The 15,498-nt window shown below is 68.9% G+C and carries 14 protein-coding genes and 1 pseudogene; 6 read left to right on the top strand and 9 right to left on the bottom strand.

Annotated elements, in window-relative coordinates; all coding sequences use genetic code 11:
* Positions 1–113 precede the first annotated feature (113 nt).
* The 3 genes and pseudogenes from lysA (at position 114) to AC5677_RS38235 (ending at position 2,147) form a co-directional block, all read left to right on the top strand.
* On the top strand, positions 114–1,400 hold the full coding sequence (lysA, locus tag AC5677_RS38245) for a diaminopimelate decarboxylase (RefSeq protein WP_497192472.1): 1,287 nt from the start codon (positions 114–116) through the stop codon (positions 1,398–1,400).
* Between the two features lie 125 nt (positions 1,401–1,525).
* Positions 1,526–1,819: pseudogene (locus AC5677_RS38240) on the top strand (ISAzo13 family transposase); the annotation flags it as partial.
* 19 nt (positions 1,820–1,838) lie between these two features.
* Entirely contained in the window at positions 1,839–2,147 is a 309-nt protein-coding gene (locus AC5677_RS38235; RefSeq protein ID WP_497192471.1) for a hypothetical protein, read from the top strand.
* Positions 2,148–2,178: 31 nt separating this feature from the next.
* On the opposite strand, the gene AC5677_RS38230 is transcribed toward AC5677_RS38235, so the two are convergent.
* Positions 2,179–2,808, bottom strand: a complete 630-nt coding sequence (locus tag AC5677_RS38230) for a class I SAM-dependent methyltransferase (protein WP_497192470.1) — start codon at positions 2,806–2,808, stop codon at positions 2,179–2,181.
* A gap of 106 nt (positions 2,809–2,914) precedes the next feature.
* On the opposite strand from AC5677_RS38230, the gene AC5677_RS38225 reads away from it, so the two are divergent.
* The gene (locus AC5677_RS38225) at positions 2,915–3,370 is read left to right on the top strand and encodes a class I SAM-dependent methyltransferase (RefSeq protein WP_497192469.1); all 456 of its coding nucleotides are present in this window, start codon (positions 2,915–2,917) and stop codon (positions 3,368–3,370) included.
* Positions 3,371–3,464: 94 nt separating this feature from the next.
* Complete coding sequence (locus AC5677_RS38220; RefSeq protein WP_497192468.1) at positions 3,465–4,253, top strand: DUF5707 domain-containing protein; 789 nt, start codon at positions 3,465–3,467, stop codon at positions 4,251–4,253.
* A gap of 128 nt (positions 4,254–4,381) precedes the next feature.
* Here AC5677_RS38220 and AC5677_RS38215 read toward each other — a convergent pair whose 3' ends face one another.
* The 8 genes from AC5677_RS38215 to ppgK form a co-directional block, all read right to left on the bottom strand.
* Positions 4,382–5,107, bottom strand: a complete 726-nt coding sequence (locus AC5677_RS38215; protein ID WP_497192467.1) for a hypothetical protein — start codon at positions 5,105–5,107, stop codon at positions 4,382–4,384.
* 177 nt (positions 5,108–5,284) lie between these two features.
* Positions 5,285–6,694: a glucose-6-phosphate dehydrogenase gene (zwf, locus tag AC5677_RS38210; protein WP_497192466.1), complete on the bottom strand. Its 1,410-nt coding sequence runs from the start codon at positions 6,692–6,694 to the stop codon at positions 5,285–5,287.
* 48 nt (positions 6,695–6,742) lie between these two features.
* Positions 6,743–7,435: a 6-phosphogluconolactonase gene (gene pgl / locus AC5677_RS38205; RefSeq protein ID WP_497192465.1), complete on the bottom strand. Its 693-nt coding sequence runs from the start codon at positions 7,433–7,435 to the stop codon at positions 6,743–6,745.
* A 5-nt stretch (positions 7,436–7,440) separates the two neighbouring features.
* Positions 7,441–8,472, bottom strand: a complete 1,032-nt coding sequence (gene gnd / locus AC5677_RS38200) for a phosphogluconate dehydrogenase (NAD(+)-dependent, decarboxylating) (RefSeq protein WP_497192464.1) — start codon at positions 8,470–8,472, stop codon at positions 7,441–7,443.
* 10 nt (positions 8,473–8,482) lie between these two features.
* On the bottom strand, positions 8,483–10,111 hold the full coding sequence (gene pgi, locus AC5677_RS38195; RefSeq protein ID WP_497192463.1) for a glucose-6-phosphate isomerase: 1,629 nt from the start codon (positions 10,109–10,111) through the stop codon (positions 8,483–8,485).
* Positions 10,112–10,156: 45 nt separating this feature from the next.
* Positions 10,157–11,230, bottom strand: coding sequence for a transaldolase (gene tal / locus AC5677_RS38190; RefSeq protein WP_497192462.1), 1,074 nt, complete (start codon positions 11,228–11,230; stop codon positions 10,157–10,159).
* A complete protein-coding gene (gene tkt / locus AC5677_RS38185) occupies positions 11,227–13,293 on the bottom strand; it encodes a transketolase (protein ID WP_497192461.1) in 2,067 nt (688 codons plus the stop codon). The genes tal and tkt overlap by 4 nt, the downstream gene beginning before the upstream one ends.
* Before the next feature lie 51 nt (positions 13,294–13,344).
* Positions 13,345–14,118 (bottom strand): polyphosphate--glucose phosphotransferase, encoded by a 774-nt coding sequence (gene ppgK / locus AC5677_RS38180; protein ID WP_497192460.1) that lies wholly within the window; start codon positions 14,116–14,118, stop codon positions 13,345–13,347.
* Positions 14,119–14,480: 362 nt separating this feature from the next.
* On the opposite strand from ppgK, the gene AC5677_RS38175 reads away from it, so the two are divergent.
* A complete protein-coding gene (locus AC5677_RS38175) occupies positions 14,481–15,284 on the top strand; it encodes a Cof-type HAD-IIB family hydrolase (protein ID WP_497192459.1) in 804 nt (267 codons plus the stop codon).
* The last annotated feature ends 214 nt before the right edge of the window (positions 15,285–15,498 follow it).

The raw sequence follows: 15,498 nt of genomic DNA, 5'->3' as shown, positions 1-15,498 counted from the left end.
TTGTGAGCGTCAATTCTGGGAGCACCGTATTGACGATGTCAACGATGATCCGGAGTGACCGTAGCGGGAGCATGGCAGGAGAGCGGAACGGATCAGTGGCACAAGGAGCGCGGATGGCAACGACGCAGACGCAGGCAGGCCGGGAACTGGTGGGGCTGTTCCCGCCCGGGACCACCCGGGACGGGAGCGGCGGACTGGTGATCGGCGGCGTACCGGCGGCCGAACTCGCCGAGTCCTACGGCACTCCCGCGCTGATCCTCGACGAGGCGTCGGTCCGCGCCCGCGCCCGCCGGTACGCCGACGGCCTGGCCGCCCGTTGGCCGAACTCCCGCGCCACCTTCGCCTCCAAGGCCTTCCCCTGCACCGCCGTCATCCGGCTGCTCGCGAAGGAGGGCCTCGGCATCGACGTGGCCAGCGGCGGCGAGCTGACCCTCGCCCTCGCCGCAGGCGCGGACCCGGCCGGCCTGGTCGTCCACGGCAACGCCAAGACCGAGGAGGAGCTGCGCCTCGCCGTCGAGGCCGGCGCCGGGACGGTCGTCGTCGACAACTTCGACGACATCGACCGGCTGGAGAAGATCCTCGCCGACACCGCGACGGAGCAGGGAGTACTGGTCCGGGTCACCCCCGGCATCCGTCCCGACACCCACGAGGCCGTGTCCACCGGCCAGAACGGCTCCAAGTTCGGTCTGCCCCTGCCGCAGGCCCGGGCGGCGATCGCGCGGCTGCGCGGCAGCGACCGGCTGCGACTGGACGGCGTCCACGTGCACGTCGGGTCGCAGATCCTGGACCTCGCACCCTTCGCGCAGGCCGTCGAGGCGGTCGCCGAACTCGGCGAGTTCGCCGTCTACGACCTGGGCGGCGGCCTCGGCTCCCGCTACACCTACGCCGACCGACCGCCCACGGTGGAGGCGTACCTCGACGCCGTCACCGACGTCGCCCGACGCCTGCTGCCCGCTGACGCGCGCATCCTCATCGAGCCGGGCCGCTCGATGGTCGCCGAGTCCGGCGTCTCGCTGTACCGGGTCGTCTCCGTCAAGCGCGGCGGAGGCCACACCTTCGTCGCCGTCGACGGCGGCATGGGCGACAACCTCGAAGTCTCCCTGTACCAGCAGCGCTTCGAGGCCGCCGTCGCCGGCCGTCCGACCGGCGAGGGCGAGCTGTGCCACCTGGTGGGCCGGCACTGCGAGTCCGGCGACACCCTCAGCACCGGCGTCCCGCTGGCGGACCCGCGCGTCGGGGACCTGATCGCCGTGCCGGTCACCGGCGCTTACACCTATGCGCTGAGCAACAACTACAACGGCGCGCGCCGCCCGCCGGTGGTCTTCGTCCGCGACGGCGCGCACCGCGCCGTGGTGCGCCGCGAGACCTACGCCGACCTGATGCGCCGGGATCTGCCGTAGCGGCGCAGCCGGCCGAGCCGGGCCGGCCGCAATGCCGCGTGGTCAGGGCCTGCCGCGGCTCAAAGCGTTGCTTCCCGTTCTGGGCATCGCTGTTGTGGTGTGGGCATATCTGTGGAGGCCGAGGCGTGTTGACGGCGAAGTTCGAGGTGCTGTTCCCGCCCTTGGACGAGCGACAACGCCGTCTGACAGCCGGGGCCGAGGCGCGATTGTCAGGGCATGGCGGGGTCCGGGTAGTGGCTCGGGCTGCCGGGATGCGCGGGGGCACCGTCTCACGCGGAGTGGACGAACTGGATTCCGCAGTGGAGCCGACCGGCCGGGTCCGCCGACCCGGCGGCGGCCGCAAGAAGCCGGCCGACCTGAACCCGGAACTGGTTCCCGCGCTGCCGGGGCTGGTCGAGCCGGACATGCTCGGGGATCCGTGAGCACCCGCGGGGATCCATGAGCACCGCCACCGACCCCGCCTCCCGCCGGCTCCTCCCGGGCCGCCGGGCAGGACAGCCGGCCCGCCCCGACCACCTGTCCGCGCTCCTGGACGAGGCCGGGATCCCGGCCGCCGCAGCACGTGGCGCCACCATCCGGCAGCAACTCCTCGAACTCGCCCCCGTCGTCGCCGACGCCCTCGGCTACCGCGACAAGACCACCAGCCGCCTCATCAGAGAGACCGGCGGGACAAGGAGCCGATACGCCACTGGCGATCACACAAGGTCACCAACAAGCCGGCCTGCTCGGGGAGCCGGCGACAGGTGACATACGAGAGCCCACAGCAGCAGGCCATGCTCTAGCGGAGACGGGCCAGCAAGTGGACGTCCAGGAAGCCCCGCTCGGAGGCCGGGTCATGGAGCAGCCGCGCGAATGTGACGAACCCGGCCCCGGCCAGCAACTCGGCGAACCGGTCCGCCGGCCAGCTATAGGCGGGTGTCACCTTGTGGTCGAAGCGGACCGGCTCGGGCGCGTCGGTGCCGAAGAACGAGGCCAGGAGAAGGCCCCCCGGCGCCAGGACACGCGCCTGCTCGGCGAGCAGCGCGGGTAGTTCCCCAGGCGGGGTGTGGATCATCGAATAGTGGGCCAGCACACCGCCGAGCGCGCCGTCCTCAACTGGGAGTGCCTCCATCCGGGCCTCGTCGAACTTCAGCGCCGGATGGGCCCGCTGGGCGTGGTCGACCATGGCCGGGGAGAGGTCGAGCCCGAAGGCATCCAGCCCCAGGTCGTGCAACATGGCCGTCAGATGTCCGGGCCCGCAGCCGACGTCGGCCACCCGCGAATTCCCCGTTCCACGCACCAGCTCGGCGAAGGTGCCAATCATGTTCCGCGCGAACGGCTGCGTCTCCAGTCGATTAGCGAACTTCGACGCATACAGCTCGACGACCCCGTCGTAGGCCGCCCTGGTCTCATCCTGGTGCTCCGCCACGGGAAGGAAGTTAACACCCCCCATTCTCAGCGGTTCTCCGGCCCCGTGCCGAATCCCGCGCCGTCGTATCGGACTCGCTCGGCTACCAGGACAAGGCCACCACCCGATGGCACGAAAAGCCGCTGGCGACCACAGTCGGTCACCAGCTGGCTGGGCTCCCCGGGGAATCGGCGACAGCCGAAGACGAGCCGACCACAATCAGACCCATGTCAAGGCAGCCGTTGACCGGACGCACCCTGGGTTGCACACAACCGCTCGCGGTTGGCAGCCGCCGGCGCGATGCTGCCACGATGCCTGCAGGGACGGCTTACACGACGAAGTCGGCGACGCGCCGTGCGACGGAGTCGTGAGCGCAGTGATGCTCCATCACATCGCCGATCGGCCGCGTCTCCTCGGCGACCTACGACGCGTCCTGCGTCCCGGAGGATGGCTGCTGGTCTCGACGACCCACCCGACGGCTGACTGGCGGGAATTCGGTGGCTCGTACTATGCCGAGGACTGGGTTGACCTCCCGGTCGCCTGGCAGCCGTGCGATCGAGGGGCAACCATTCCTGCGAGCTGATGGTCATGTCCGTGCCACCCGCGTACGGGGTGGGGCATTGTCAGCTCCGCCTCGGGGCGTTCCTGAGGCGCTGGAATATAAGGGAACCGCCTTCATGCATCACCGCGCCACCATGGCAGGCTTCGCCGGGGCCCTCGCCCTGTCCGCGCTCACGATTCCGGCGGCCGCGCAGGCGGATGACTTCTCGGGCGACATCAGGATCACGAAGGTCGTCGTGAATGGAGGGAAGGACATCGTCCTGGGGACCACGGACGTGAAGACGTTCACCATCGCGGTGACCGCCACGGACGACTCGGGCATCGAGGCCGGAAGGACCTTCCCGGTCATGTGGCACACGCCCCTCCCGAACGGCGACTATTACGGTCTCGTGCTGCCCGACAACATCGCGGGCAAGTGCGTGCGCCATCGCTTCACCACGACCACCTGCACATACACGCTGAAAATCAACCCGCGCACCCACCCCCAGGACAACACCACGGCCGGGACCTGGACCGTGAGCGCCCATGCCCTGGCCAACGACGGTGACTACATCACCAAGGATTCCGCCGCGAAGGCGAAGGTCCTCCGCAACTCCAGACTGACGGTCAACGCCTCGCCGGAACCGCTGAAGAAGAACAAGACGATCACCGTCACGGGCGCCCTGACCCGCGCCAACTGGGAGACCTACAAGTACGGGGGCTACACCAAGCAGCCGGTGAAGCTCCAGTTCAAGAAGAGCGGCACCAGCACCTACAAGACGCTCAAGACCGTCACGACGGACAGCAAGGGCAACCTGAGGACGACGACGAAGGCCACGGCGGACGGCTACTTCCGCTACTCCTTCGCAGGCACGTCCACCACCCCGGCGGTCGCCTCCGCGGCGGACTACGTCGACGTGAAGTAACCCTCGGGAGGGTCATCTGCCCTCCAGCACCAGCGCCACGCCGAGCACGCAGGACTCAGCCCGCCGACGCACGCCTGTACGTCGGCGTCTCGGGTGGCGCTCTGAGGAAATGCGACCTGCTTTCGCGGTCAGGACAGTCCGGACCAAGCCTTGTCGACCAGGGCCGCAATCCGTTCCGGGCTGCTGTGGATATCGCCCGTGACACTGCGGATCTGGACGGTCAGCCCCTTCCCCGTACGCTGACAGGAATCGACGTTCACCGTCTCCGGGCCGGGCTTCTTCCCTGGCGACATCGGCTGGTTGTACACCAGGCAGGCGACCTCGCCCACCGTGACCACTTCACGCGGCGGCTTCGCCATTCCCAGCTGTGCGGCGTTCTGATAGGGGGTGAACGGCTGCGGGCTGGTGGCAGCCACCGCGGTGAGCACGAAGATCTCGGACAGGCCGGTATCCGCAAAGGTCGCCACTGCGGCCGGGGCGCCGTCGTACGCCTTGGACAGCAGCTGGGTGCTCTTCTCGTCGGCGTCGTCGGTGCGCCGCGCGATCTGGTCCGCGTTGCCGGCGTGGGTGCTACGCGCGGCTTTCGAGAATCGCTGATAGGACCCCAGCGACTCCGGAAGGGCCGGCTCCTCGGAGACCCGGCGCGAGCCGGTCCCGCCCGTGGGACCCTTGCCGTCGGCGGAGATCAGCCAGCACGCCCCCACCACCGCTGCGCCGCCCAGCAGACCGGCCAGGCCGGCAGACCATGGCCGTGACCAGGGGCCGCCTGGCGGGGCGGAGGGTCTGGCGACGTCCGGGGACTGGGATGAGGGGGCCTCATTCGGGCTATCGGGTATGCCGAAATCATTGGTCATAGCCGTCATCGTGCCCTCGGAGACGTTCGGTTGGGGGCCTTTCCGCAAGACGTGGCCGACGACGGGCTCCGGAAGCGGAGAGGAGCTCGGCGGCGCCCGGGCTCGCAACGCCTCGCTGTTCCTCATCACGCGTCGGCGGCGCAACCGGCGGTTCCCCGGGTCCGGGGCACGGCTGTGTCAGTCGGGAGGCCTCGCCGGCAGCCATGGTTCGTGCCATCGCGGATATCCGGCGACGAGCTTGGTCGCGCCCGCCGGTCCCCAGGTCCCCTGCCGGTACTGTTCGGGGTCGCCGGGCGCCTCCAGCAGTGGCTGAACGATGCGCCACGTCTCCTCCACCGAGTCCTCCCGGGTGAACAGGCTCGCGTTGCCTTGCATTGCATCACTGAGCAGGCGCTCGTACGGTTCGGGTGCCTCACCCAGCTCGGCCGCGAAGAGGAGGTCGAGGTCCACCAGCTGCGTGTCCTGCTTGCCCGGCTGCTTGGCCTGGATGCGGAAGTTCATGCCAGGGCTCGGATCGATCCGCAGGATCCACTGGTCAGGCTCGGGCGCGAACCGCTCCGCGAACGCAAGCCGCGGCGGGCGCTTGAACATGATCCGGATCTCGGTCACTCGCTCGGGGAGCGACTTGCCGGCGCGGATGAAGAACGGCACCCCGGACCAGCGCCAGTTCTCGACCTCCAGCCGCAACCCGACGAAGGTCTCGGTGCGCGAGCGCGGCCGCACGCCGGGGACCTGGAGGTACCCCTCGTACTGCCCGCGGACGTAGTGGGCCGGGTCGGCGTCGGGGATCGCCCGGAACACATCGACCCGCCGGTCTCGGAGCGCGTCCGCATCGGCGGCTGACGGCGGCTCGGACGCCACCAGGGCGAGCAGCTGCAGCAGATGGTTCTGCACGACGTCGCGGAGCGCGCCGACTGGGTCGTAGAAGTGGCCGCGGTCCTCGACCCCGAAGTCCTCGGCCATGGTGATCTGCACGCAGGAGACGTGGTCGCGGTTCCACACCGGCTCGAACACGGAGTTGGCGAACCGCAGGAACAGGATGTCCATCGCCGGCTCCTTGCCGAGGAAGTGGTCGATCCGCAGCAGCTGATCCTCGTCGAGGAGCTGACGCAGCTCAGCGTTGAGGGCGCGCGCCGACGCGAGGTCGTGCCCGAACGGTTTCTCCACGACAACCCGGGCGCCCTTGGTCAGCCCGGCGCCTGCCAGGCCCCCGACCACCCGGGCGAACAGCGACGGCGGGATCTCCAGGTAGAAGACGGGGCGCCGCCTGCCGTTGACCGCCCGGGCGAGGCGATGGAACGTCTCGTCGTCGGTGTAATCGCCCTGCACATAGCTGAGTCGGGCGGCGAACCGGGCGAAGACGCTGTCGTCCAGCGGCTCGCCCGTTTCCTTGATCGCCGCGCGGGCGTGGTCACGCAGCGCGTCGTCGGACCAGCCGTCGCGCGCCACTCCGACGATCGGGCAGGTCAGCAGCTTGCGCCGCTCAAGCCGATAGAGCGAGCGAAACGTCATCTTTCGCGCGAGGTCGCCAGTGATCCCGAAAATGACCAGCACGTCTGCGGGAACGTTCGACGAGTTCACAGCCATCTGATCCCCCTTACGGGGCCGGCGCGGCAATAGGGTCGGGCGTCATGGTCATGCTGGCGACCGGGCGTCGGCGCGAGCCGGGCCCTGGCCGGCCGCCGCGTCCGCGAGGACGAGCGACGCCGCCGCCTCGACCCGGCCGGCGGGAATCGACCGGTCTGCCGCAACGAGCCTTGAGAGCGGTTCGCGCTTGTCCGCTCCGGTGATGAGCCAGAGCACTTGCCGGGCGCGGGCGAGCGCAGGGTAGGTGAGTGTCATGCGCTGGTGGCCCATGTAGGGCGCCGTCAGGGCCACCAGCCGGTCCGAGACTTCGAGCACCGGGTCCCGTGGCACCAGCGAGGCGGTGTGCCCGTCCGGGCCGAGGCCCAGGTGAACTAGGTCGAAACGCCGGGGCAGCGACCGCCCGTAGGCGGCGGCCGCCGCGTCAAGGTCGGTGTCGTTCACGGGCATCGCGATGACCTCGGCCGGGGCCGCACCGAGGCTCTCCCGCAGGTGAGTGAGGTTACGGTCCGGGTCGCCGTCGGGCGCGACCCGCTCGTCGACCTGGAACACCGCCACCTGCTCCCAGGGGACGTGCTCATGTGCGAGCCGCGCGAACATCGCCCAGGGCGTATGCCCCCCGCTGACGGCGAACGTGAATCGGCCATGGGCTTGCACGCAGGCCCGGGCCAGCCGCGCCACGAACGCCGCCGCGGTGCCGGCGACCGCATCGGGGTCGGCGACGACTTGGAGTTCGTGATGCACGGCCCTCAGCCCTTCTTTTCGGCGTGCCCGCCGAACTCCGAGCGCATCGCCGAGAGGATCTTGTCGGTGAACTCCCCGGCCTCCCTGGACTCGAAGCGCTCGTAGAGCGAGGTGGTGATGACCGGTGCCGGGACGCCTTCGTCCACCGCGGCGAGGACGGTCCAGCGGCCTTCCCCGGAGTCGGAGACCCGCCCGGCGAAGCCGTCGAGGGAGGGCGAGGCGGCGAAGGCGTCGGCGATCAGGTCGACCAGCCACGAGCCGACGACCGAGCCGCGCCGCCAGACCTCGGCCACCTCTCCGACGTCGATGTCGTACTGGTAGGCCCACGCATCGCGCAGCGGCGTCGTCTCGGCGTCGACCTCTTGCCGGCCTTTGCCGGCGTCCGCGCGTTTGATGATGCTGAGGCCCTCGGCGATCGCGGCCATCATCCCGTACTCGACCCCGTTGTGGACCATCTTCACGAAGTGCCCGGCGCCGTTCGGCCCGCAGTGCAGATACCCGAGCGGGGCGGTGCCGTCGGTCCGGGTCCGGCTCGGCGTCGGCTCGGCGCTGCCCTCGCCGGGAGCGATCGTCTTGAAGATCGGGTCCAGATGGGCCACGACCTCGTCCTCGCCGCCGATCATCAGGCAGTAGCCGCGCTCCAGCCCCCAGACTCCACCACTGGTCCCGCAGTCGACATAGTGCAGCGATTTGTCGGCAAGACGCTGGGCGCGCGTGATGTCGTCGCGGTAGTAGGAGTTGCCGCCGTCGATGAGAATGTCGCCGGGCTCCAGCAACGGCTCGAGCTGGTCGAGGATGGAGTCGACGATCGCAGCCGGAAGCATGAGCCACAGGGCCCGTGGCTTGTCCAGTTTCGCAACGAAATCCCGGAGTGAGTCTGCGCCCGTCGCGCCCTCGCCGGTCAATTCGGCGACGGCGTCCGCGTTGACGTCGGACACGACGCAATGGTGGCCGTCTCGCATCAGCCGACGCACCAGGTTCGCCCCCATCCGGCCGAGCCCGATCATCCCGAGCTGCATGGGCTTGTCTGTCGCCATGTGGCGCCTCCTAGTCCTTGAGCGTGCGGTAGTGCCGGATCAGCGCGTTCGTGGACGAGTCGTGGCCGAGCTCAGGGTCGGTCGCGCTCTCCAGCTCCGGGATGATCGCGACAGCAAGCACCTTGCCGAGCTCGACGCCCCACTGGTCGAAGGAGTCGATCCCCCAGATCGTCCCCTGGGTGAACACGCTGTGCTCGTAGAGCGCGACCAGCGTGCCGAGCCGGTACGGGGTGAGCACCTCGGCCAGCAGCACGTTCGTCGGGCGGTTGCCCTCCATCACCCGGTGCGGCGCCACGTCCTCCTCCGTCCCCTCGGCGCGCACCTCGTCCTCGGTCTTGCCGAAGCCGAGCGCCTGGGCCTGGGCGAAGACGTTCGACGAGAGGATGTCGTGGTGGCTGCCGAGCGGGTTGAGCGACTTGCCGAAGCCGATCAGGTCCACCGGGATCAGCTTGGTGCCCTGGTGGATCAGCTGGTAGAAGCTGTGCTGCCCGTTGGTCCCCGGCTCCCCCCAGTACACCGCGCCGGTCTGGTAGTCCACCGGCACGCCCTCCAGCGTCACGTGCTTGCCGTTGGACTCCATGGTGAGCTGCTGCAGGTAGGCCGGGAAGCGCTTCAGGTACTGGTCGTAGGGCATCACGCCGACGGTCTGGGCGCCGAAGAAGTCGCCGTACCAGACGGCGAGCAGTCCCATCAGGACCGGCAGGTTCCGTTCGAACGGCGCGGTGCGGAAGTGCGTGTCCATCGCGTGGAATCCGGCGAGGAGATCGCGATAGTGGCCGGGGCCGACGGCGAGCATCGTCGAGAGACCGATCGCGGAGTCCATCGAGTAGCGCCCGCCGACCCAGTCCCAGAAGCCGAACATGTTCGCGGTGTCGATGCCGAATTCGGTGACCCGTTGCGCGTTCGTGGACACCGCCACGAAATGCCGGGCGACCGCCGCCTCGTCACCGAGCTGCGCCAAAACCCAATCACGCGCAGAGCGGGCATTGGTCATCGTCTCCAGCGTCCCGAACGTCTTCGAGGCGATGATGAACAGCGTCTCTTCGGCGGCCAGATCACGGGTCGCCTCGACGATGTCCGTCGAGTCGACGTTGGACACGAACCTGAACGTGAGATCGCGCCGGCTGTAGTGGCGCAGCGCCTCGTAGGCCATGACCGGCCCGAGGTCGGAGCCTCCGATGCCGACGTTGACGATGTTGCGGATCGGCTTGCCGGTGGCGCCTTTCCAGGCGCCCGAGCGGACCTGGTCCGCGAACGCCGCCATCCGGTCGAGCACCTCGTGCACCTGCGCGACGACGTCCACTCCGCCGACGACGAGCGAGGACTCCTTCGGCATCCGCAACGCCACGTGCAGCACCGGCCGGTGCTCCGAGACGTTGATCCGATCGCCGGTGAACATCTCGTCGATGTGCTGGCGCAGTCCCGATTCCTCGGCGAGCTGGAGCAGCAGCCGCAAGGTCTCGTCGGTGATCCGGTTCTTCGAGTAGTCCAGGTACAGCCCGGTGGCCTCGGCCGCCATCCGCTCGCCGCGTCCCGGATCGGCGGCGAACAGCTCGCGCAGGTGGCGCCCGGCGATCTCGGAGTGATGGCCCGCGAGCGCCTTCCACGCAGGACGCTCGCGCAGCGCGGTCGATGGCATGGCTTGCTCCTCTGCTGGGTTCGGTCCGGCCGCTCGGCGCCGAGGTCAGGCCACGGCCTTGCTCTGCACGTCGATTCGCTCCATGAGGTCGTTCCAGGCCGCGACAAAGGACGTGGCGCCTTCGCTCTGCAACTCGGCGGCAAGCGCCTTGACGTCGACGCCCGCGCTCGCGAAGCGGGCCAGCATTGCCTCGGATTCGCCCCCGTCCGACGGCAGCGTCTCTCCGATCTCGCCATGGTCGAAGAAGGCTTTCAGGGTGTCGTCGGGCATCGTGTTGACCGTGAACGGAGCGGCCAGACCGTGGACGTAAAGCGTGTCGGAGGCGGCCGGGTCCTTCGTTCTCGTGCTGGCCCAGAGCAGCCGCTGCATGCGCGCGCCGGCATTCTCCAGCCGCTGGAAGCGCTGCGAGCCCATCACTTCGCGGTACGCCCGGTACACGTCGAGGCCGACGGCGAGGGCGAGGGTGTCGGTGAGGCCGGCCGGTGCGGTGTCCTTGACCGCCACGTCCCAGCGTGACATGAACACCGACGCGACCGAGCCGACAGCGGGGTCGTGGCCGGCCTGCACCCGGCGCTCGACGCCACGCAGGTAGGCGTCAGCCGCGGCCCGGTAGTGGTCTGCCGAGAACAGCAGCGTCACGTTCACCGGAACGCCCGAGGCGATGGCCTCCTCGATCGCCGGCAGCCCCTCGGGAGTCCCGGGGATCTTGATGAAGAGGTTGCGCCGGTCGGCCCTGGCGTGCAGCGCCTTGGCGGCCGCCACCGTTCGCTGCGTGTCGTAGGCGAGCAGCGGCGAGACCTCCAGCGAGACCCAGCCGTCGACGCCGTCGGTGCGTTCGTGGATGGGCAGGAACAGGTCGGCGGCCCGCTGCAGGTCCTCGATGGCCAGCTCGAAGAACAGCTCCTCGCCCTTGCGCCCGCCCGCCGCCTTCGCGCGGATCGCGTCGTCGTAGTCACCGGAGCCGATCGCCTTGTCGAAGATCGAGGGGTTGGAGGTGAGCCCTGTCACCGAGAACTGGTCGATGTAGTGCTGGATCTGGCCCGCATCGAGCATCGAACGGGTGATGTTGTCCAGCCAGATGCTCTGGCCCTGGTCATGGAGCGCCTGGGTTACGTTCACGCCTGCTCCCTACCGGCGGCCACGCACTCGCGGGCAACCTGGGTGACCTTCTCTGGAGTGAAGCCGAATTTGGTCAGCAGCTTTTTGAGCGGCGCCGATGCCCCGAACGTGTGCATGCCGACGACCGCACCGCCGTCGCCGACGTAACGGTCCCAGCCGAGGGTCGCCGCCTGCTCGATGGCGACCCGGGCCCTGACCCCGGGCGGGATGACCGAGTCGCGGTATTCCTTGGGCTGGCGGTCGAACAATTCCCAGCAGGGCATGCTGACCACGCGAGCCGCGAGGCCCTCGGCGGCGAGTTCGTCACGGGCCGCGAGCGCGAGTTGTACCTCCGACCCCGTGGCGAGCAGGATGACGTCGGGCTTGCCGTCCACCGCGTCGACCAGAACATAGGCCCCCCTGGCCACCCCGGATGCGGCCCCCATCCCGGAGCGGTCGAGGGTCGGCAGTGCCTGACGGGAGAGGACCAGCACCGCCGGCTCGTGCCTGAGCGCGGCGACGACCCGCCAGGTCTCGACGACCTCGTTCGCGTCGGCCGGGCGGAACACCAACAGCCCCGGCATCGCGCGCAGCGAGGCGAGCTGCTCGACCGGCTGGTGGGTGGGGCCGTCCTCGCCGACCCCGATCGAGTCGTGGGTGAAGATGTGCACGACCGGGATCTCCATCAGCGCTGAAAGCCGGATCGCGCCGCGTGCGTAGTCCGAGAAGATCAGGAACCCCGACCAGTACGAGCGCAGCTTGGTCAGCGCCATCCCGTTCGTGATCGCGGCGGCGGCGTGCTCGCGGATCCCGAAGTGGAGGTTGCGCCCCGAGCGGTCATCGGCCTGGAAGTCGCCGGCGCCGGAGAACATGAGGTTGGTCTTGGTCGACGGCGAAAGGTCCGCCGATCCGCCGAGCACCCACGGCACGGCTTGGGCAAGCGCGTTGAGCACCTGGCCGCTGGAGTCACGGCTGGCGATGCCCTTGGGGTCGGCCGGGAAGGTCGGCAGCGCCGACTCCCAGCCCTCCGGCAGCTCACGCCGCTGGATACGCCCCAACTCGTCCGCGAGCTCGGGATAGTTGGTTCGGTAGGCCTCGATTCGGGCCTCCCAGCTCGTCCGGGCATCGCGACCGCGCGCGCCGACTCCTGCGGCGAAGTGCTCGTAGACGCCGTCGGGAACGAAGAAGTCCTTGTCCTCCGGCATCCCGAAGAACCGCTTGGCCGACTTGACGCCCTCCACGCCGAGCGGCGCGCCGTGCGCCTTCGCGGTGTCCTCGACCGGTGACCCGTAGCCGATGTGGCTGTGCACCACGATGAGCGTCGGGCGCTCGTTCTCGGACTTGAAGGTGTGCAGCGCGCGGGCCACCGCGTCGAGGTCGTTGGCGTCGGCCACGGTGGTGACGTTCCAGCCGTAGCCGATGAACCGGGCCGCCACATCCTCGGTGAACGCGATGTCGGTGTGGCCCTCGATCGTCACCCGGTTCGAGTCGTAGATCCAGCAGAGGTTCGACAGCCGCTGGTGGGCCGCCAGCGAGGCGGCCTCCGAGGAGACCCCCTCCATCATGCAGCCGTCGCCCGCCATCGCGTACACGTCGAAGTCGAAGACGGTGAAGTCGTCGCGGTTGTACCGGGCGGCGAGCCACTGCCCGCCGATCGCCATCCCGACCGAGGTCGCAACGCCCTGGCCGAGCGGGCCGGTCGTGGTCTCCACGCCGCTGGTCCACCGGTACTCCGGGTGCCCGGGGCAGCGCGAGCCGAGCTGGCGGAACGTCCTGAGGTCGTCGAGGGTCACGGCGGGACGGCCGAGGACCTCGTAGTCGGGGTCGACGGCCTGCACGCCGGTGAGGTGGAACAGCGACCAGAGCAATGCGGAGGCGTGTCCTTCCGACAGCACGAAGCGGTCGCGGTTGGGCCAGATCGGGTCGGCCGGGTCGAAGCGCAGGAAGCGTTGCCAGAGTGTGTACGCGACCGGGGCAATTCCCATCGGTGTCCCCGGGTGGCCGGAGTTGGCCGCCTGGATGGCGTCCATGCACAGAGTGCGGATCGTGTTGACGGAAAGTGTTTCCAGGTCGTTGTTGCTCAATGCGAGCCTCCCTGAAGATGCCGCCCCTGCGCTCCTATCGAGCGCGGCAGACTAGGTTTGAGCTTTTCCGGCCGGGGCGAAGAGCGCCGCGCCGACAATGCCCGCATCGTTCAACAGCTGCGCCGGCACGATCTCGGTCCTGAGCTCGATGTGCGGCAGGAACTTGTCAGCCTTCTTGCTGACGCCGCCGCCGATGACAATCAGGTCGGGCCACAGCAGCCGCTGGACGAGCTCGAGATACGTCTCCAGACGGTGCGCCCATTTCTTCCAGGACAGGTCGTCGTGCTCGCGCACCGACTCCGCGGCCCAGTCCTCGGCATCCCCGTGGTGCAGCGGCAGGTGCCCCAGCTCGCTGTTGGGCACCAGGAGCCCGTCGGAGAAGACGGCGCTGCCGATACCGGTGCCGAGCGTCACCATCACGACGACGCCCTTGTGTCCCTTGCCGGCGCCGAAGCGCATCTCGGCGATCCCGGCCGCGTCGGCGTCGTTCACCACCCGCACGTCGCGGCCGGTCGCTCGTGCGAAGAGCTGGGCCGCGTCCGTCTCCATCCAGGCCGGATCGATATTGGCCGTCGTCTGGACTTTGCCGCCCCGGATGACTGCCGGGAGCGTCAGCCCGACCGGTCCTGGGACGCCGATCTGGGAGAGCACCTGCACGACCACGTCCGCGACTGCCCCCGGGGTCGCCGGATGCGGGGTCGGAATGCGGACCCGCTCACCGATGAGGCTGCCGTGCTCGAGGTCGACCGGTGCTCCCTTGATACCGGTCCCGCCGATGTCGACCCCCAGCACGTGGGCCGTCTTGTCCTGGCCTGCCTGCGCCATTGCCCGCTCCCCTCAGGGACCGGCCCAAAATGTGTTGTGTGAATTTCGAACGTCAGGCCCCGTAAGAGATTCGCCATATAGCCCTTAATAATCGCACATATTCCTTATATTCGCCACTCCGCACTTACGTGGTTATATCGAAGCTCAAGGGGTATATCCAAACATTGCGCGCCCTCAAGGGCATTGGCGGTCCCCTCTGTTCGAGAGGAACGCAACTGCGTCTGATACCAGCCGCGACGGTAACCTCCAGAAACTTTCGGAAACCAAGCCGGAACGGGAACCCTTCCCAAAGGTCCCCCGCATCCATGAGCCGCTGCCTCTCCCCACCCGGACCGGCCGCGACCGGAGCTTACGGAGGCGTGATGCCAACCTGTCCGATCCGCCTGCTTCTTGCCGACATCGACGGCACTCTGGTCACGAGCGACAAGGTCCTCACCGACCGCGCCGTCCGTGCGGTCCACAAGCTCTACGACGTCGGCGTCCTCTTCGCGGTGACCAGCGGGAGACCACCCCGCGGCATGTCCATGATCATCGAGCCCTTGGCGCTGGCCACTGAACTCGCCGCCTTCAACGGTGGTCTCATCGTCAATCCGGATATGACCGTTGTCGAGCAGCAGGTCATTCCCGAGGAGGTGGTGGCCCCGGTCGTCGCGCTGATGGAGTCGTTCGGCCTCGGCGTCTGGATCTACCGGGATGCCGACTGGTACGTCCGCGACATGAAGGGGCCGCACGTGGATCGCGAGAGCCGGACGGTGCAGTTCGCGCCCACGCTCGTTCCCGGCTTCGACGGGCTCGAGCAGGGCACCGCCAAGGTCGTCGGGGTCAGCGATGACCACCAGGTCGTCGAGGCGGCCGCGGTCGCAGCTCGCGCGCAGTTCGGCGAGCATGTCTCGGCCGCGCGCTCGCAGCCCTACTACCTCGATGTGACCCATCCGCAGGCCAACAAGGGGGCTGTCGTCAAGTACTGGTCCGCCAAGCTCCAGATTTCCCCCGAACAGATCGCCACGATCGGCGACATGCCCAACGACGTACTGATGTTCGCCCACTCGGGACTGTCCATCGCGATGGGCAACGCCGGCCACGAGGTCCAGCGCGCGGCGAGGCGGGTGACCACGAGCAACGAGGAGGAGGGCTTCGCGAACGCGGTCGAGCAGTTCATCCTATGACCCGCGTCAGCGCATGCCCGGGCCCAATGTGCCGCTGAGGCTGAGAGCGTCCCGCCTCGCGGCCTCTCGCGAAGCATGTCGGATATGCCAGAGGCCGCCGGGAGTGCTTACCGAACCGCGGTGGGCAGTCCCTGCGGCACCCTATTAGCCCAGTTCAGAGGCACACTTCTCCTATTCGGTCAGCCCTCGGACGCCGGGGTTGCCGACGCCCGCA

The organism is Streptomyces sp. JLSY215 (assembly GCF_059682825.1).
The sequence above is the reverse complement of the archived record's forward strand: the minus strand, read 5'-3'. Positions and strand labels throughout refer to the sequence as shown.

What these genes read in the sequence shown, in the direction of transcription:
- lysA (WP_497192472.1), top strand. Translation starts at nt 114, where the DNA reads ATGGCAACGACGCAGACGCAGGCAGGCCGGGAACTGGTGGGGCTGTTC.
- AC5677_RS38235 (WP_497192471.1), top strand. Translation starts at nt 1,839, where the DNA reads ATGAGCACCGCCACCGACCCCGCCTCCCGCCGGCTCCTCCCGGGCCGC.
- AC5677_RS38225 (WP_497192469.1), top strand. Translation starts at nt 2,915, where the DNA reads ATGGCACGAAAAGCCGCTGGCGACCACAGTCGGTCACCAGCTGGCTGG.
- AC5677_RS38220 (WP_497192468.1), top strand. Translation starts at nt 3,465, where the DNA reads ATGCATCACCGCGCCACCATGGCAGGCTTCGCCGGGGCCCTCGCCCTG.
- AC5677_RS38215 (WP_497192467.1), bottom strand. Translation starts at nt 5,107, where the DNA reads ATGACCAATGATTTCGGCATACCCGATAGCCCGAATGAGGCCCCCTCA.
- zwf (WP_497192466.1), bottom strand. Translation starts at nt 6,694, where the DNA reads ATGGCTGTGAACTCGTCGAACGTTCCCGCAGACGTGCTGGTCATTTTC.
- gnd (WP_497192464.1), bottom strand. Translation starts at nt 8,472, where the DNA reads ATGGCGACAGACAAGCCCATGCAGCTCGGGATGATCGGGCTCGGCCGG.
- pgi (WP_497192463.1), bottom strand. Translation starts at nt 10,111, where the DNA reads ATGCCATCGACCGCGCTGCGCGAGCGTCCTGCGTGGAAGGCGCTCGCG.
- ppgK (WP_497192460.1), bottom strand. Translation starts at nt 14,118, where the DNA reads ATGGCGCAGGCAGGCCAGGACAAGACGGCCCACGTGCTGGGGGTCGAC.
- AC5677_RS38175 (WP_497192459.1), top strand. Translation starts at nt 14,481, where the DNA reads ATGCCAACCTGTCCGATCCGCCTGCTTCTTGCCGACATCGACGGCACT.